This is a genomic window from Lentzea aerocolonigenes (assembly GCF_000974445.1).
Lineage (GTDB): Bacteria > Actinomycetota > Actinomycetes > Mycobacteriales > Pseudonocardiaceae > Lentzea > Lentzea aerocolonigenes.
The window spans coordinates 227,131-242,125 of the sequence record NZ_BBOJ01000001.1; the positions used below are offsets into that span (position 1 = coordinate 227,131).

The window sequence follows — 14,995 nt, forward strand, 5'->3', positions numbered from 1 at the left end:
GGAACGAGTGCGTGTTCCTGCGTCCAGTACTTGAGACTTTCGTTTTGTTCGTTTTGCTGGGCTAGGATGGACGCATGACGGCTGCCAGTGAACGAACGGTGCTGCCACCCGCCAGACCTGAGAGCTTGGCCGGCTGGGTAGCAGCGCTGAGTTCCCTGCGCGGAGAGACCGCTGCCCTGGTCGCACCGAACGGCGCCCACCTCGACCTTCCACCGGAGGTCTTCGAGGTGCTGCGGCAAGTGGTCTTCGCGATGTCGCAAGGGCTGGCGATCACAGTCGCGCCACAACACACAGTTCTGACCACAAGCGAGGCCGCTCACCTGCTCGGTGTCTCGCGGCCCACCCTCGTGCGACTGCTCGAAGCGGGCGAAATCCCTTACGAGCAGCCGAACCGCCACCCCCGCGTCATGCTCGCAGACTTGCTCGCATACCAGGATCGAGTGCAACGGGCACGCGCCGCAGGACTGGACGAGATGGTTCGCGACGGTGAAGACAGCGGTCTGTACGACCTTCCGCTGGACACTCCGTTCGAACGGCTACCGACCGACGACAGGTGATCTTTGTTTCCCGTCTTCTTCGACACCTGTGTCCTGCTCAAGCCGTATTTGTGCGACACGATCCTCACAGTCGCCGAGTCCCGCATCTACCGGCCGCTGTGGTCCGTCGACGTGCTGGCCGAGCTTGATCGGAACTTGCGCAAGCGCGGTGCGTCCGATGCCCAGATCTCACATCGCCTGGAGCAGATGACCCGCCATTTCCCGGACGCTGAGGTCAAGGACTACGAGCAGCTCGTCGGATCGATGACGAACGACCCGAAGGACCGGCACGTGCTGGCCGCTGCGGTCCGAGGAGGAGCCGAGGTGCTGGTCACGGAGAACTTGAAGGACTTCCCGAACTCGTCCGCCGACCCCTACGGCATCACGATCCTCCATCCGGACGAGTTCCTGCAGGACCAACTCGACCTCGCACCTGAGGTGGTTCATGACGCCATCCGGCGCCAGGTGTCCCGGTACCGACGAGCTCCGCGGTCGGTGGACGACCTGCTGGACATCCTCGGCAACGAAGGCCACGGGTGCCTCGGTTTCGCGGATGCGTGTCGCGGTGATCGCAGGTTCGACACCTGGAGAAGCTGAGCCGTGGCAGCGGGCGTCCAGAAACGGGCACGGCGATTCACACTCGTCCTGGCCGTGGCTCAGGTACTCGTGTCCCACCGGAAGATCACGTGCGGCGCCACGTCCCCCCAGTGCACGACCACGCGGGTCTGCCCGCCCTTCGTGTGCCGCATCGTCAGCGTGAGCGGCGCCCACGTGCCGCCCGGCTCCGCGGTGCCGGACGTCGTGCAGGCGATGTCGCGCCCGCCCTCGCACGTCCACCCGTCGCCGCCGACGGTCAGGTCACCCTCGCCGTCCATGTCCTCGACGACGAACCTGATCCTGGCGCCCGTCTGCGGTGTGCTGGCGGTGTTGCGCGGCTTCAGCGTGAAGTCGACGGGCTGCGACCGGTAGACGAACCCCATCTCCTCCGGGGAGTTCTGCCAGGCGCGGATTTCCTTGCCGTCCGTCTCGATGTCGAACGGCTCCTGCCTGGGCGGCGTCGGCGGCATGGTGGTGGGCTCGCTCGTCGGCTCGGTGGGGGTGGGCTCGGGGGTGGAGGTCGGCTCGGCCTGGGAGGAGCAGGCGGCCAGCAGCAGAACCAGTGCCGGTACCGCGAAGAACCTCATCACCCCAGCGTAATGGCGCTGGCCCGAACTCGCCGGTAGCCGTCATCATGGACGCAGACCGCCCGTCTGAACCTTTTCGCCGTGTTCGGCGTAGAGGAGGCCGGGAGGGGTGCGTGATGGTTGATTACCTGGTGATCGGTGCGGGACCGGCCGGCCTGCAGATGGGGCGCTTCCTGCACAGGGCGGGCCGCGACTACGTGATTCTCGAGGCAGAGCCCGGACCGGCGAGCTTCTTCCGGATGTTTCCCCGGCACCGCGTCCTTTCGACGGACGACAACTCGCTGTTCGACGGAGTGCCGTTCTCCAGGTACAGCAAGCGTTCCTTCCCCGACGCGGACGATCTGGTGCGCTACCTGGAGGACTTCGCGCGGCCGTTGAACGTCCGCTACAACACCCCCGTCACCGACCTGGACCGTTACCAGGCCGGGCACGTCATCATCGCCACCGGCAAGAAGCCCCACGTGCCAAGCATTCCGGGCATCGAGCACGCCGAGACGTACGCGAGCGCCAGCACCGACCCGACCGCGTACGCGGGCAAGCGGGTGCTGATCATCGGACGCGGGCACAGCGCGTTCGAGACCGCCGACAACATCTCGACCACGGCCAGACTGACGCACACGGTCGGCCGAACGGTCCAGCGAATCGTCAAGCAGGGCAACGAGTTCGTCGCCACGATCGACGGCACCGGCGAGCTGCGGTACGACAGGGTCGTCGTGTGCGCGGGCTTCCGCAGGGACACCTCGCTCGACGTGCCGCACGCCCACGTGATCAGCGGCGACTCGATCAAAGCGATCAGGCACGCCGCGAGGTCGTTGCACCGCACCCTGGAGGCCCAGCACCACGGAGTGCCGTGGCCGCACCGCAGGCTGCGCAACCGGCCGGACGCGCTGGCCGCCACCATCGCCACGCGCGCCAGCGAGATCCCGGACGGCCTGGCGGACGTCGTTGTGCCACAAGGAGGACACGCGCTGCTCTACGACGAGATGCCCACGACCGAACGCAACGGGTTCGTCGTCACGAGCACCCAGGTCAGGCACTACCGGCGCAACGAGCTGATCGCGGTCGAACGCCGGCTGCACCGCAAGCCGCTGGAGAGGTTCTTCTCGCAGCAGCTCGCGGTGCCGTGCATCTCCTAGGCGGGCAACGTGCGCGCGAGGAACGCGGCGGTCAGGTCCCAGGCCCGGCCGGCGGCCTCCTCGTCGTACCAGGGGCCGAGGTGGTTGAGGAACGCGTGACCCGCGGGCTCCAGGTGGATCTCGGCGCCCTCGTGCGCGGCCACCGCGTCCACGACCTTCTGGTACCCGGTGATGAACGAGTCCTCGGTGCCGAAGTGGAACAGGATCGGGCAGGACACCTGGTCCAGCGTCCCGACCTGGTCGGGCACACCGGAACCGTAGAACGAGACGGCGGTGTCGGGGTCCGACGCGACGGCCGCCGAGTAGGCCAGGGTGCCGCCGAGGCAGAACCCGAGCACGCCGACGCCCCCGGTCACCTCGGGCAGCCCGCGCAGGTACTGCAGCGACGCGACGACGTCCTGCACGGCCAGCGGGAAGTCGAGGCTGCCGACGACCTCCATCGACTTCGCGATGCCGGCCTCGTCGTGCTCACCGACCCAGCCGGGCTGGAAGCGGTGGAAGAGCTCGGGCACGGCCACGACGTAGCCGAGGGCGGCGAGCTTCTCCGCGACGCCGCGCAGGTAGCCGTCCAGGCCGAAGATCTCCTGGATCAGCACGATGCCGGGGCCGGAGCCGGACTCGGGGAGCCAGACCGGCAGGGGCATGTCGTCAACTCGATGGGTCATGAGTCGATCCTGCCTGATGATCGTTGGTGGTCGGCAGCGACTTCGCCCTGCGCGACGGGTCGCGGCCGCGCCTGGCCGCGCTGATCAGGTCGGCCAGGGCGCGGATGATTTCGGGGCGCTGGCTCGGATCGGTTCCTCGGAGGGCGATCAGGCTGACGACCAAACGGCCACCGTCACCGGGAACGCGGCTCGGGGGACAACGCCGGGTTGCCCACCTGCGGTTCCTCAACTGACGACAACGGTGCTCAGGGAGTACTCCCCTCCGGATTGCACGTTCGAGTATGCCGCCCTCCACGGAGGCGAAGAGGCTACCGTTCGAGTGAGTCGGGAGTCCTGCCCGATAATCGGCCGATGATCCGGCTGATCGCGACCGACCTCGACGGCACGTTGCTGCAACCGGGCGGAGTCCTCAGCGACCGCACCCGCGCCACCCTCAACGCCGTCGACGCCGACGTCGTGGTCGTCACCGCGCGGCCGCCGCGGTTCGTGCAGGACCTCGAGCTGACCGGCACGGCGATCTGCTCCAACGGGGCGATGATCTACGACCTGACCAACCGCGAGGTGACCCAGGCGCAGACGGTGCCGCTCGACGTCGTGCGCAAGGTGTCGGAGGCCCTGGCCAATGTCATCCCTGAGGTCGGCATCGCGGTCGAGACCGGGCTGGAGGTGCTGTGCGAGCCCGGGTTCAAGGGGTTCAGCGCCAACAATCCACATCGGACACTGGAGTTGCTCGACCACGTCTTCGAAGAGGCGCACCAGGTCGTGCAGATGCTGGCTTGGGCTCCGGACGCCGAGGTCGACCACATGATGGAGATCGCCAGGGAGGCCGTCGGGCAGCACGTCACGGTCACCCACTCCGGTGGGCTCGGTCTGCTGGAGATCAGCCCGCCCGGCGTCTCGAAGGCGGTGACGCTCGAATCCCTCTGCACAGCAAGGGGAATCACCAAAGAAGAGGTCATCGCGTTCGGTGACATGCCCAACGACCTGTCGGTGCTCGGCTGGGCCGGGACGGCTTACGCGATGGGCAACGCGCACCCGCTCGTGAAGCAGGCCTGCGTCAACCACGCGCCGCCGAACACCGAGGACGGTGTGGCCCAGGTCCTCGAAAGCCTCTTCCGGCTCTAGCGGCGCGGTACCGAGGTGGGACCGGCCACCTCGGCGCCCAGCGCCATCACGCGCTGCCGCAACGCGCGGTCCGCGGTCACCACGGTCACGGCACGTCCGGCCGCGGCACGCACCACCTCGACGATCGCGTCGTCTCCGCTGCCGTCGGCGGCGACCACGCGGACGTCCTCGACGCCGGAAACGTTGCGCGCCTTGCCTTCCACGACCAGGACGACCTCCTCGTCACGGCCGCGCAGGGCGTCGCGGAGGCGTTCGGCCGCGCCCGCTCGGTCGCGCCACCACCCGTCGGGCACCGATCCCACGACGTTGGCTGCATCGACCACGAGCAACGGCTTCACGCCCCACAGCGTGCCTCAGCCCCGCCGCGCCCGCAGCGCGTCCAGCGAGTCCGGGCCCTCTTCGTCGGCACCAAGAGCACCAACAGGAGCGGAGACTCCGGCCCACCGCAGGACTGCCGCCGTCGCCGTGGCGCGCTCCTTCTCGGGCAACTTGGCGATGTTGGCGCCGTGGTTGCCGCTCGGCACCACGAACGACAGCGAGTCGCGCGTGCCCGGTCCGAGGCGGAACGGTTCCGCGCTCCACGGGTCGTTCTGCCCGTACACGAACAGCAGCCGCGAACCCTGGTGGCGCACCCAGCGATCGACGTCCTTCATCGCGTGCCGGTCGAAGCGCGGGAACTCGATCGAGGCGGGCACCATCGTGCGCGGCACGCCGGAACCGGGGTAGCGCAACAGGTCGCGCACCGCGGACTCGTCGGATTCCGGCCAGCCGAGCTGCGTGCCCGCCTGGTAGTAGTACGTCTCGTAGGGCGCGACACCGGCGTCGGTGTAGAAGTCCCAGCCGACGGTCTTGTCGATGAACGTCCAGATGTCGTCCACCGAAGCAGCCGCGCCGGGCACGAGAGCACACTGGTCCTGGGTGCCGTACTGCCAGAACGTGAACGGCGTGTCCAGCACCAGGACTTCCAACGCCCGGTGCGCCCCGCGGAACTGCTTGTAGGTGTAGCCCTTGGCCTCCAAGCGGGTCACGATCTCGTCCCGGTGCGCGAGGATCTGCCGCTGCACGCCCTCCAGCCGCCGGTTGCACGACGGGTCGTTGCCGACGTTCCGGATGAACTCGCCGTAGACGTCGCGGTCGTTCACCACGTCGTTCGGTGCGACGTACGCGATGGTCGCGTCGACGTCGCGCGGGAAGAACCTGCGGTGGTAGACCGACGTCATGCCGCCCTTGCTCGCACCGGTCGAGAGCCAGCGAGCGCCGTAGATCTTCTTGAACGCGGCGACGATCCGGTGGTGGTCGTTGGCCGCCTGCCAGATGTTCAGGTCGTCCCAGTCCGCCGGCGACGGCCGTGACGGCGTGAAGAACCGCTGCTCCACGCTGATCTGGTTGCCGTCGACGAGCCTGGCGGGCTCGGACGCGCTGATCGTGCCGGGCAGGTGGTAACCGGAGGTGTGCAGCACCATCGGCTTCGACTCCGCCTTGTGCAGCAACGAGAAGCGCTGCTCGAACCGCTGGCCGCTCGGCCAGCGGTGGTCCGCCGGCTGCTGGATACCGAGGACGAACGTCCGCGCGGTGCCGGACGTCCCCTCGCTGATGATCCGCACTCCGGGGATCGCCGCGATGCGGTCCTTGATGTCTTCTGCCGCGGACACGACCGCGGCCGTGGCGATGACCTGCGCCGATACCAGGCCGAACGCCAGCAGGGAGCGTACGAGTCTGTTCACCAAGCCACGTTATTGAGCCCGCACGTCCCGCCGGACCGGCCGATCGTCGGGCTTATTGATAGCTGGCGTAATAAGAAGCGGCCATGTCCTCGTCGCCGTGGCCCTTGGTGACCGCGCGGTTCAGGCGGGCGCTGGAGGCCTGCGCCACGTCGAGCTGCACGTTGGCCAGCACGGCCGCCTCGTTGACGAGCAGCGCGTCCTTCAACGCGGTCTGCACGGTGAAGGCCGGCGGGAAGGACCGCTCGATGATCGCGTTGCCCTTCATCTGCAGGTACGCGCAGTCCATCGCGCCACCGGACACGGCCTCCAGGAACAGCTTCGGGTCGAGCCCCGACGACTCCGCCAGCGACACGGCCTCACCGACCGCGGCGGTCAGCGCGAGCACCCAGCTGTTCGCGACGAGCTTCAGCTTCGAGGACGCACCGGCCTCGCCGACCCACATCGTGCGGGCGCCGATCACGTCGAAAACCGGCTGCACGCGCTCGCGCAGCTCCTCCTCGCCGGACGCGAGCACGACGAGCTCACCCTCCTGCGCCGGTTTCACGCTGCCCAGCACCGGGGCGTCGACGAACCCGAGCCCGAGCGAACGGGCGAGCGCGATGTGGCCTTCCGTGGCGGTGACGCCCACCGTGGACGCCTGGATCCACACCGCGTCGCGCGACAGCGAAGGGGCGGCCTCCTGCACGACCGCGGTGACGGCGGGTCCGTCGTTGAGCATCGTCAGCACGATCTCCGCGCCCTCGACGGCGGCAGCGGGTGTGTCGGCGACGGTGACGCCCTGGGCAGCGAGTGGTTCGGCTTTGGCGCGCGTGCGGTTCCAGACCCGGACCTGGTGTCCGGCTGCGGAGAGGTTGGCGGCGATGGGGGCACCCATGAGGCCGGTGCCGAGCACGGCGATCTCCATGTCCCCCAGCAAACAAGAAACCTCGCAGTGCTGCCAGGTCGGGGGTCCGACAGCACCGCGAGGTCAACCGTGACATCGGCGGACCGACGTGCACTGTTACAACGCCATCATACTGTGGCGTGGATCACGTTTAACAGATTGAAACCCCTGGAGCGCGGGAGGTGCTCCAGGGGTTTCCGTTGGGGAGGCACTCGCGACAGGGCGCTGTCGAGCGAGTGCCGGGTCGTGAGTCAGCGCAGGGTGGTGACCTGAGCCTGGGCGATGGCCATCAGCTCGTGACGCATGGCCGGCGTGGTGGCCATGTCGATCGCGCGAGCCACGGCCTTCCGGTTGCGCGCCTCGGCACGACGGGCGCGGAGCTTCGCTGCGAAGTTCATCTCGGTCTGCACTTCCCTCTCGGAGGTCTGTTCTCTGTTGGTGACTCAAGTATGCACCCTTCCACCCACGAACGCACGCGATTATCCGGTGAGTTGGGGCACAGGCCGATGAATCATCGGCCGACAACGTGAACGGCCGGACAACAGCAGTCAGTCCTCCCGGCCGAGCAGGAACCTCCCGAAGTGCGGCACGGTGAAGGCGATCTGACCCCGTTCCGCGCTGTAGACCAGGCCTTTCTTGATGAGCGAGTCCCGCGCGGGCGACAGCGACGAGGGCTTGCGCCCCAGGTGGTCGGCCACCTGGGCGGTGTTGACGCCCGCATCCTTTCCGTCGGTCAACTCGGCCATCGACCGGAGATACTCGCGTTCAGCGGGCGTCGCACGCTCGTATCGGGAGCCGAAGAAGCCCACGGCCAGCTCCGCGTCGGCCTCCGGAGCGGCCACGGAGACGTCCAGCGCGCTGATCGGATCGGTCGGCGCGGCGTCCCAGGCCGCCTTGCCGTAGGCCTGGATGAAGTACGGGTAGCCGCCGCTCGCGTCGAACAACGCGTCCAGCGCCTCGTCCGTGATGCCGGCGTCCTCGCGTTCGACCGGTGCCAGCACGGCGCGGTCGGCGTCCTCGCGGCTGAGCCGGTCGATGCGGACGTAGCGGAAGAGGCGTTCCGAGTACGACTTGCTCGCGGAAAGCACCGCGGGCAGGTGCGGCAGGCCGGCGCCCACCACGACGAGCGGCGCCCCGAGCTGCGAGAGCTCGTGGCACGCCGCGCACAACGCGCTGATGTCGTCGGGCTTGAGGTCCTGCATCTCGTCGATGAGCAGCGCGACGCCCGTGCCGACGTCCTGCGCGAGCTCTGCGACGTCGGTGAAGAGCTCGACGAGGTCGATCTCGATGTCACCGGAGTCCGCGCGCCCGGACGCCGCGGGGACGTCGATGCCCGGCTGCCAGCGATCGCGCAGCTTGGCGCCGTCCGGAGCGGCCCTGAGCGCGAACGCCTTGAGGATGCCGAGGATCGCCTCGACCCGGTCGGGAGCGCGGTGCCGGACCGCCAGATCGCGGATCGCCCGGTGGAGCGCGGCGGACAGGGGCCGTCTGAGGTCGGCGTCCGGCCGGGCCTCGACCTTGCCCGCGCCCCAGCCGCGTTTGACCGCCATGGACCGCAGCTCGCCGAGCAGCACCGTCTTGCCGACACCCCGCAGCCCCGTCAGCACGAGGCTGCGTTCAGGACGGCCGCGGGCCACGCGTTCGAGCACCACCTCGAACGCTCCGACTTCCTTGTCCCGGCCGGCGAGCTCAGGAGGCCGCTGGCCTGCACCGGGGGCGAACGGATTGCGCACCGGGTCCATGGCTCGCACCGTATCCGCGTTTCTAGTGCTCGCCGTAGAGACGCGCAGACGAACCTCGACTGGATCTGTATTCGGCTTTCTAGGATTGAAGCTATAAAGCCTAATAGTTGCGGATGGAGTGGTGTCCGGGTTGGCTGGCCAGGTGGCTGAAGTCGTGACGAAGGGGACCGGTGAGGTCGAGCGAACCGCCGACCGCGCCCAGGTGGACGTGACGTTCGAGGCTCTCGGCGCCGAACGCTCCGAGGCGGTGAGCCTGCTCAACCAGCGCATCTCGGCCGTCGAGCCGCTGCTGGAGAGCTTCGAGGTGCGTTCGCGGCAGCTGTCCGTGCACGACGACTGGGACAACAACCAGCGAGTCGGCAGCCGTGCCTCCCAGCAGTACGTGATCTGGGTGTCCGACCTCGACAAGCTCGACGGGCTGCTGGGCGAACTGGTGCAGGCAGAGCCGTCGTGGATCAACGGACCGACGTGGACGCTCGTCGACGACACCGAGGCGATCCGCGAGGCGCAGAAGGAGGCCGTCGCCGACGCGTTGCGGCGTGCCGAGGGGTATGCGGCGGCGCTCGGGCGGCGGCTCGGACCGTTGCTGCGCATCGGGGACGCTGAGGGTGGTGTCGGGTATTCGCCGCGGATGATGAGCGGGGCCGCGTCGTTCGAGATGGCTGGGCCGGCCGGGATGGTGGACCAGTTGAACCTGAAGGCGCAGCAGATCACGGTGGCGGCGGCGTGCACGGCCGCCTGGTCACTGCTCGACTAACTGGCCTGCAGGGTCTCCACCGCCGCGTGCACCGCCGCCGCGTCGCGGTCGCCCGGACGCGCTTCGAGCCACTTCTGGAGCCACGTGCCGCGGCGTGCGGCCGCGGTGGCCAGGGTCAGGGTCACGTAGGCGCGGCGTTCCCACTCCCGCGCCGACGCCATCGCGTCGGCGGCGGGGCGCCAGTCGTCTCGGATGGTGCCCACCAGCGCTCTGGCCAGCACCGGGTCTTCACTTGGATCGACGTCTGCGAGCATCAGCCACCCCCCGGAACCGCCACGTCGCGGTCCAGAGAGTGTGCCTGATTGACGGTTCAATTACATAGCTTTCAGCGCGCCGCGTAGCGCCAGAAGTCGCGCATGATCGCCAGTGGCGCCGGGCTCGTCATGGCCGTGCGGGTCAGCAGGATCGTGATCAGGTCGGCCGACGGGACGACGTGGGCGGCCGTGCCGGAACCGCCTACCCAGCCGTAGCGGCCCTGCACGTTCCACGGGTCGATCTCGGCGATGTCGACGCTGCCGCCGAGGCCCCAGCCCTGGCCCTCCAGGAAGATGCTCGCGGCCTCGCGCTCGGCGGGCGACGTGGTGTCCGTCGCCAGTTCGGGCAGCAGGTCACTCGACAGCAGAAAACGGTTGAACGCCAGCAGGTCGTCCACAGTGGACTTCAGGCCACCGGCGCCGGACGGCAGGACCCGGCTGATGAAGCTGGTGTTCGTCATGCCGAGCGGGCGGTACAGGCGATCGGCGAGGAAGTCCGGGAGCGAGCCGGTGACCCGGTCCAGCAGCACGCCGAGGACGTCGTAGGCCGTGTTGTAGAGCCAGCCGTCGCCAGGCTGGTGCAGCAGCGGGACCTCCGCGAGCTGCTTGAGCCACTCGTCCGGTGCCGGCAGGTCCTCGCGGCCGTGCAGGTGTGCGTTCTCGAAGAGTTTCTGGGTGGCGGGCAACGAGAAGTCCGCCGTGAAGCCCCAGCCGCTGCGGGAGGCCAGCAGGTGCCGGACGGTGATCGGCTTCGTGGCGGGGACCACGTCGTCGACCGGACCGTCCAATCTCCGCACGACCACCGGGTTCGCGAGCTCGGGCAGCCAGTTCGCGATCGGGTCGTCGAACGCGATCGTGCCCTCACGCACCAGCATCAGGCCCGCGGTGGCGACGATCGGCTTGGTGACCGAGGCGATCGGGAAGACCGACTCGCGGGTGTCGGCGCCGACCGACGCGATCTCGACGTCGCCGCCTCGGGCGATGAGCGCCACCGCGTCGGGCACGGTCTCGCGGTGAGCCTCCAGAACCGCCTGCAAAGTCATGGTCGCCATCCTTCTCCGAACGTGGTGTCGGAGGGGTGGACTTCACCCGACCGCGAAACTCATCGCTCCAGGATCGCCGTGATTCCCTGACCGCCTGCCGCGCACACCGACACGAACCCGCGCCCGCTTCCCTTCTGGTGCAGCAGCTTCGCCAGCGTCGCCACGATCCGGGCGCCGGTCGCGGCGAACGGGTGACCTGCCGCGAGCGACGAGCCGTTGACGTTCAGCTTCGCCCTGTCGATCTCGCCCAGTTCCTTCTCCCACGCCTTCAGCGTCGCGAGCACCTGGGACGCGAACGCCTCGTGCACCTCGTAGAAGTCGAAGTCCTGCAACGAGAGGCCCGCCTTGCCGAGCATCCTCGGCGCGGCGTGCACCGGGGCCATGAGCAGGCCCTCCTCGCCGTGCACGTAGTCGACGGCGGCCGTCTCGGCGAACGTCAGGTACGCGAGCACCGGGAGGTTGCGCTCCCGCGCCCACTCCTCGGTCGCCATCAGCACCGCGGACGCGCCGTCGGACAGCGGGGTCGAGTTGCCCGCGGTCATCGTGTCGCCGAAGACCGGCTTGAGCTTCGCCAGCTTCTCGACGCTGCTGTCCGGACGGAGGTTCTGGTCGCGGGTCAGGCCGAGGTACGGGGTCACGAGGTCGTCGAAGAAGCCCTCGTCGTAGGCCCGCGCGAGGTTGTGGTGGCTGCGAGCGGTGAGCTCGTCCTGGTCCTCGCGCGTGATGCCGTACTCGGCCGCGGTGATGGCCGCGTGCTCGCCCATCGACCTGCCGGTGCGCGGTTCGCCGTTGCGGGGCAGGTGCGGCACGACGTGGCCGGGGCGCAGCTTGGTCAGCAGGCTGACCTTGCGGGTGCGGTTGAACTCCAGCAGGAGCTTGCGGAAGTTCTCGTTGACGCCGATCGGCGCGTCGCTGGTGGTGTCGACGCCGCCCGCGATGCCCGCGTCGATCTGGCCGAGCGCGATCTTGTTGGCGACCGCGATCACCGCCTGCAGGCCCGTGCCGCACGCCTGCTGGATGTCGTACGCGGGCGTCTCGGGGCTGAGCCTGCTGCCCAGGACCGACTCGCGGACGAGGTTGAAGTCGCGCGAGTGCTTGAGCACGGCGCCCGCGACCACCTCGCCGAGGCGTTCTCCCTGCAGGCCGAAGCGGCTGACGAGGCCGTCCAGCACCGCGGTGAACATGTCCTGGTTCGACGCGGTGGCGTACGGGCCGTTCGAGCGGGCGAACGGGATGCGGTTGCCGCCGATGATCGCTACTCGCATGCCGCCATACTACCTACTAGCGGGTAGACTTACTAGCGAGTAGGTTGTGTGACGTGGACAGGTACCAGAAGTTCGCATCGTCGGGGCTGGGACGCCAGCTCGTGCGCAGGCTCGGCCTGCCGAACCCGCACCCACTCCGCCGCGACGCCGCTTTGGCCACACCCGTGCTGGTCGGTGGGGCTTCCCGGCTGTCGTTCCTGAAGCAGCTCGAGACAGGGGCCGCTCCCCACGGCGCGCTGGTCTTCGACGCGTCGGACATCTCGTCGGTGAGCGACCTGCGGCAGCTGCACGACTTCTTCCACCCGGTGATCACACAGCTCGGCCCGTGCGGACGGGTGATCGTGATCGGGCGGTCGCCGGACTCCGTCGCGCAACGGGCGCTCGAAGGCTTCGTGCGTTCCGTCGGCAAGGAACTGCGCCGAGGTGGCACGGCCAACCTCGTGTACGTGGCCGACGGCGCAGAAGACGGGGTCGAGTCGACGCTGCGGTTCCTGCTGTCCGGACGGTCCGCGTACGTGTCGGGGCAGGTCATCACCGTGTCCGCGGCGTCGCCGACCGGCACGCTGGAGGGCAAGGTCGCGCTGGTCACGGGTGCTTCGCGAGGCATCGGCGAGGCGATCGCCACGACCCTGGGCCGCGACGGCGCGCACGTGATCTGCCTGGACGTGCCCGCGGCCGGGGAGGACCTGTCGAAGGTCGCGAACGCCGTCGGCGGGTCCGCGTTGCAGCTCGACATCACCGGCGATCCCGCCCGGTTGACGTCGTACCTGCTGGAACGGCACGGCGGTGTCGACGTCGTCGTGCACAACGCGGGCATCACCCGTGACAAGACGTTGGCGCGCATGGACTCCTCGCTGTGGGACGCGGTGCTGGAGGTCAACCTCGCGTGCCAGGAGCGGATCAACGCCGCGCTGCTGGAGGGCGATGTGCTGCGCGCGGGCGGGCGGATCGTCGGCGTGTCGTCGATCGCCGGGATCGCGGGCAACGTCGGCCAGACCAACTACGCCACGTCGAAAGCCGGCGTGATCGGGATGGTCAACTCGCTCGCGCCCGTTCTGGCTGCTCGCGGGGCCACGATCAACGCCGTCGCGCCCGGTTTCATCGAGACGAAGATGACCGCGGCCGTCCCGTTGATGACGCGGGAGGTCGGACGCCGGATGAACAGCCTCTCGCAGGGCGGGCTGCCGGTCGACGTCGCGGAGACCGTGGCGTGGTTCGCGTCGCCGGGCTCCGGTGGTGTGAACGGCAACGTCGTGCGGGTGTGCGGACAGATGCTGCTGGGGACCTGATGTTGCTGCGTGCCGCCCTGACGTCGTTCCGGCGCGGGGAAACCCTGGCCGCCCAACCGGTTTCGGCCACCTTCGACGTCTCGTTGAAGCACCTGACGGCGTACAACGCGGTGTGCGGGTTCGGGTTGCGCGACGTGCTGCCGCTGACGTACCCGCACGTGCTGGGCTTTCCGTTGCAGATGAAGCTGATGACCGGCTCCGGGTTCCCGTTCCCGTTGCCAGGTCTCGTGCACGTCGCGAACCGGATCACGCAGTCGCGGCCGCTGACGTTGGACGAACCGCTGGAGATCACGGTGTCCGCGCGCGATCTGCGGCCGCACCCCCAGGGCACCCAGGTCGACGTGGTGACGTCGGTTTCCGGTGTGTGGGAAGGGGTTTCGACCTACCTGCGCCGGACCGGCGGCACATCGGGCTCTGGCGAGGAGCTCCACCGGCCGGTCGGGTCCGCGGTGTGGAAGGTGCCAGGGGACATCGGACGGCGGTACGGCGCGGCGTCGGGCGACCGGAACCCGATCCACCTGTACCCGTTGAGCGCCAAGCTGTTCGGCTTCAAGCGCGCGATCGCGCACGGCATGTGGACGAAAGCGCGCTGTCTCGCGGCGCTGGAGGGACGGCTGCCCGAGGCCGTCTCCGTCGACGTGAAGTTCAAGAAGCCGTTGCTGATCCCCGGCCGCGTCGAGTTCTCGGCGCACGAGAACGGCGCGGGCTGGGAGTTCGCCGTGTGGGGCAAGGGGCCCCACCTGCTGGGCTCAACGACGTGACGGTGGATGCCAGACGTTGCCCTCGACGAGGTCGCCGAAGCCCATCCAGACGAGGTTCATGAGGCGGGCCGCGACGACGCCGGCGGGTTCCTCGGGGTGGTCGAGCCACCACTCCGCGAGCGACTCGCCGGCCCCGACCAGCGCGGCGGCCAGAGACTCGGCCTCCAGCTTGGTCGCGGGAGCCTTCGTCGACTGGGTGAGCAGCGCCGCGACCAGCGACACCGCGCGGCCGCGCATGTCCGTGAGCTCGGCGGCGAACGGCCCGCCCTGGTTGGACGCCTGCCGGTGCAGCACCTGCCAGCTCGCCCGGTTCTCCCCGACGAACCCGAAGAAGGCTCTGAGCCCGCTCCACAGCTGCACGTCGGGTTCCTGGTCGGGCTCGACGCCGGTCGCGATGGCCTCCATCATCCGGGTGGCCTCACGCCGGATGCAGGTCGCGAACAGCTCGTCCTTCGAGCCGAGGTAGGCGTAGAGCATCGGCTTGGAGATGCCTGCGACCTCGGAGATCTCGTCCATCGAGGCCGCGTGGAAGCCGAGCCGCGAGAACACGTCGACGGCGGCGTCCATGATCTGCCGCTCACGCACCGCGCGTGGCAAGCGCTTGGCTCGACCTTCTGTGCGCATCACTACC

Annotated in this window: 19 protein-coding genes; 7 read left to right on the forward strand and 12 right to left on the reverse strand. The window is 69.0% G+C overall.

The annotated features are described in order from the left end of the window. Nucleotides 1-74 precede the first annotated feature (74 nt). The gene (locus tag AOM45_RS01150; RefSeq protein WP_030465776.1) at nt 75-557 is read left to right on the forward strand and encodes an excisionase family DNA-binding protein; all 483 of its coding nucleotides are present in this window, start codon (nt 75-77) and stop codon (nt 555-557) included. 3 nt (nt 558-560) lie between these two features. Then, nucleotides 561-1,133, forward strand: coding sequence for a PIN domain-containing protein (locus AOM45_RS01155; protein ID WP_030465775.1), 573 nt, complete (start codon nt 561-563; stop codon nt 1,131-1,133). A 59-nt stretch (nt 1,134-1,192) separates the two neighbouring features. Here AOM45_RS01155 and AOM45_RS01160 read toward each other — a convergent pair whose 3' ends face one another. Next, entirely contained in the window at nt 1,193-1,720 is a 528-nt protein-coding gene (locus AOM45_RS01160) for a hypothetical protein (RefSeq protein ID WP_030465774.1), read from the reverse strand. 116 nt (nt 1,721-1,836) lie between these two features. Between AOM45_RS01160 and AOM45_RS01165 the strand changes: the two genes are divergently transcribed. Continuing rightward, complete coding sequence (locus tag AOM45_RS01165; RefSeq protein WP_030465773.1) at nt 1,837-2,856, forward strand: NAD(P)-binding domain-containing protein; 1,020 nt, start codon at nt 1,837-1,839, stop codon at nt 2,854-2,856. Here the strand turns inward: AOM45_RS01165 and AOM45_RS01170 are convergent. Together AOM45_RS01170 and AOM45_RS51645 are read right to left on the reverse strand one after the other, a co-directional pair. Further along, nucleotides 2,853-3,521: a dienelactone hydrolase family protein gene (locus AOM45_RS01170; protein WP_030465772.1), complete on the reverse strand. Its 669-nt coding sequence runs from the start codon at nt 3,519-3,521 to the stop codon at nt 2,853-2,855. The genes AOM45_RS01165 and AOM45_RS01170 overlap by 4 nt on opposite strands. Then, the gene (locus tag AOM45_RS51645; protein WP_156093601.1) at nt 3,505-3,684 is read right to left on the reverse strand and encodes a hypothetical protein; all 180 of its coding nucleotides are present in this window, start codon (nt 3,682-3,684) and stop codon (nt 3,505-3,507) included. Before AOM45_RS51645 ends, AOM45_RS01170 begins: the two co-directional genes overlap by 17 nt. A gap of 188 nt (nt 3,685-3,872) precedes the next feature. On the opposite strand from AOM45_RS51645, the gene AOM45_RS01175 reads away from it, so the two are divergent. Then, nucleotides 3,873-4,646: an HAD family hydrolase gene (locus AOM45_RS01175; RefSeq protein WP_201779872.1), complete on the forward strand. Its 774-nt coding sequence runs from the start codon at nt 3,873-3,875 to the stop codon at nt 4,644-4,646. Here AOM45_RS01175 and AOM45_RS01180 read toward each other — a convergent pair. The 5 genes from AOM45_RS01180 to AOM45_RS01195 form a co-directional block, all read right to left on the reverse strand. Further along, the gene (locus AOM45_RS01180) at nt 4,643-4,984 is read right to left on the reverse strand and encodes a PIN domain-containing protein (RefSeq protein ID WP_035909178.1); all 342 of its coding nucleotides are present in this window, start codon (nt 4,982-4,984) and stop codon (nt 4,643-4,645) included. The genes AOM45_RS01175 and AOM45_RS01180 overlap by 4 nt on opposite strands. A 15-nt stretch (nt 4,985-4,999) precedes the next feature. After that, the gene (locus AOM45_RS01185) at nt 5,000-6,370 is read right to left on the reverse strand and encodes a S28 family serine protease (protein ID WP_063756974.1); all 1,371 of its coding nucleotides are present in this window, start codon (nt 6,368-6,370) and stop codon (nt 5,000-5,002) included. Nucleotides 6,371-6,422: 52 nt separating this feature from the next. Next, complete coding sequence (locus tag AOM45_RS01190; RefSeq protein ID WP_030465768.1) at nt 6,423-7,274, reverse strand: NAD(P)-dependent oxidoreductase; 852 nt, start codon at nt 7,272-7,274, stop codon at nt 6,423-6,425. Nucleotides 7,275-7,504: 230 nt separating this feature from the next. After that, nucleotides 7,505-7,651 (reverse strand): hypothetical protein, encoded by a 147-nt coding sequence (locus AOM45_RS51650; protein WP_167969512.1) that lies wholly within the window; start codon nt 7,649-7,651, stop codon nt 7,505-7,507. Between the two features lie 150 nt (nt 7,652-7,801). Further along, nucleotides 7,802-8,995 (reverse strand): ATP-binding protein, encoded by a 1,194-nt coding sequence (locus AOM45_RS01195; RefSeq protein WP_030465767.1) that lies wholly within the window; start codon nt 8,993-8,995, stop codon nt 7,802-7,804. Between the two features lie 154 nt (nt 8,996-9,149). On the opposite strand from AOM45_RS01195, the gene AOM45_RS01200 reads away from it, so the two are divergent. Continuing rightward, entirely contained in the window at nt 9,150-9,752 is a 603-nt protein-coding gene (locus AOM45_RS01200) for an SIMPL domain-containing protein (protein WP_236703040.1), read from the forward strand. Here AOM45_RS01200 and AOM45_RS01205 read toward each other — a convergent pair. From AOM45_RS01205 to AOM45_RS01215, 3 genes are all read right to left on the reverse strand, one after another. Next, nucleotides 9,749-10,006 carry a hypothetical protein gene (locus AOM45_RS01205; RefSeq protein ID WP_030465765.1) on the reverse strand — a complete coding sequence of 86 codons (258 nt, stop codon included), beginning with the start codon at nt 10,004-10,006 and terminating at the stop codon, nt 9,749-9,751. The genes AOM45_RS01200 and AOM45_RS01205 overlap by 4 nt on opposite strands. A gap of 71 nt (nt 10,007-10,077) precedes the next feature. After that, entirely contained in the window at nt 10,078-11,049 is a 972-nt protein-coding gene (locus AOM45_RS01210; RefSeq protein ID WP_051782841.1) for a serine hydrolase domain-containing protein, read from the reverse strand. Between the two features lie 59 nt (nt 11,050-11,108). Further along, nucleotides 11,109-12,314 carry an acetyl-CoA C-acetyltransferase gene (locus AOM45_RS01215; RefSeq protein ID WP_030465763.1) on the reverse strand — a complete coding sequence of 402 codons (1,206 nt, stop codon included), beginning with the start codon at nt 12,312-12,314 and terminating at the stop codon, nt 11,109-11,111. 53 nt (nt 12,315-12,367) lie between these two features. On the opposite strand from AOM45_RS01215, the gene AOM45_RS01220 reads away from it, so the two are divergent. Both AOM45_RS01220 and AOM45_RS01225 read left to right on the forward strand, forming a co-directional pair. Then, nucleotides 12,368-13,603 carry a 3-oxoacyl-ACP reductase gene (locus tag AOM45_RS01220; protein ID WP_030465762.1) on the forward strand — a complete coding sequence of 412 codons (1,236 nt, stop codon included), beginning with the start codon at nt 12,368-12,370 and terminating at the stop codon, nt 13,601-13,603. After that, nucleotides 13,603-14,364 carry a MaoC family dehydratase gene (locus tag AOM45_RS01225; RefSeq protein WP_030465761.1) on the forward strand — a complete coding sequence of 254 codons (762 nt, stop codon included), beginning with the start codon at nt 13,603-13,605 and terminating at the stop codon, nt 14,362-14,364. Before AOM45_RS01220 ends, AOM45_RS01225 begins: the two co-directional genes overlap by 1 nt. Here AOM45_RS01225 and AOM45_RS01230 read toward each other — a convergent pair. Then, complete coding sequence (locus AOM45_RS01230; RefSeq protein ID WP_030465760.1) at nt 14,353-14,988, reverse strand: TetR/AcrR family transcriptional regulator; 636 nt, start codon at nt 14,986-14,988, stop codon at nt 14,353-14,355. The genes AOM45_RS01225 and AOM45_RS01230 overlap by 12 nt on opposite strands. Nucleotides 14,989-14,995 lie beyond the last annotated feature (7 nt).

Bases quoted from the DNA above. Each gene is read 5' to 3' on its own strand.
- AOM45_RS01150 (WP_030465776.1), top strand. From the start codon at position 75: ATGACGGCTGCCAGTGAACGAACGGTGCTGCCACCCGCCAGACCTGAG.
- AOM45_RS01160 (WP_030465774.1), bottom strand. From the start codon at position 1,720: ATGAGGTTCTTCGCGGTACCGGCACTGGTTCTGCTGCTGGCCGCCTGC.
- AOM45_RS01165 (WP_030465773.1), top strand. From the start codon at position 1,837: ATGGTTGATTACCTGGTGATCGGTGCGGGACCGGCCGGCCTGCAGATG.
- AOM45_RS01170 (WP_030465772.1), bottom strand. From the start codon at position 3,521: ATGACCCATCGAGTTGACGACATGCCCCTGCCGGTCTGGCTCCCCGAG.
- AOM45_RS01175 (WP_201779872.1), top strand. From the start codon at position 3,873: ATGATCCGGCTGATCGCGACCGACCTCGACGGCACGTTGCTGCAACCG.
- AOM45_RS01190 (WP_030465768.1), bottom strand. From the start codon at position 7,274: ATGGAGATCGCCGTGCTCGGCACCGGCCTCATGGGTGCCCCCATCGCC.
- AOM45_RS51650 (WP_167969512.1), bottom strand. From the start codon at position 7,651: ATGAACTTCGCAGCGAAGCTCCGCGCCCGTCGTGCCGAGGCGCGCAAC.
- AOM45_RS01195 (WP_030465767.1), bottom strand. From the start codon at position 8,995: ATGGACCCGGTGCGCAATCCGTTCGCCCCCGGTGCAGGCCAGCGGCCT.
- AOM45_RS01205 (WP_030465765.1), bottom strand. From the start codon at position 10,006: ATGCTCGCAGACGTCGATCCAAGTGAAGACCCGGTGCTGGCCAGAGCG.
- AOM45_RS01210 (WP_051782841.1), bottom strand. From the start codon at position 11,049: ATGACTTTGCAGGCGGTTCTGGAGGCTCACCGCGAGACCGTGCCCGAC.
- AOM45_RS01215 (WP_030465763.1), bottom strand. From the start codon at position 12,314: ATGCGAGTAGCGATCATCGGCGGCAACCGCATCCCGTTCGCCCGCTCG.
- AOM45_RS01225 (WP_030465761.1), top strand. From the start codon at position 13,603: ATGTTGCTGCGTGCCGCCCTGACGTCGTTCCGGCGCGGGGAAACCCTG.
- AOM45_RS01230 (WP_030465760.1), bottom strand. From the start codon at position 14,988: ATGCGCACAGAAGGTCGAGCCAAGCGCTTGCCACGCGCGGTGCGTGAG.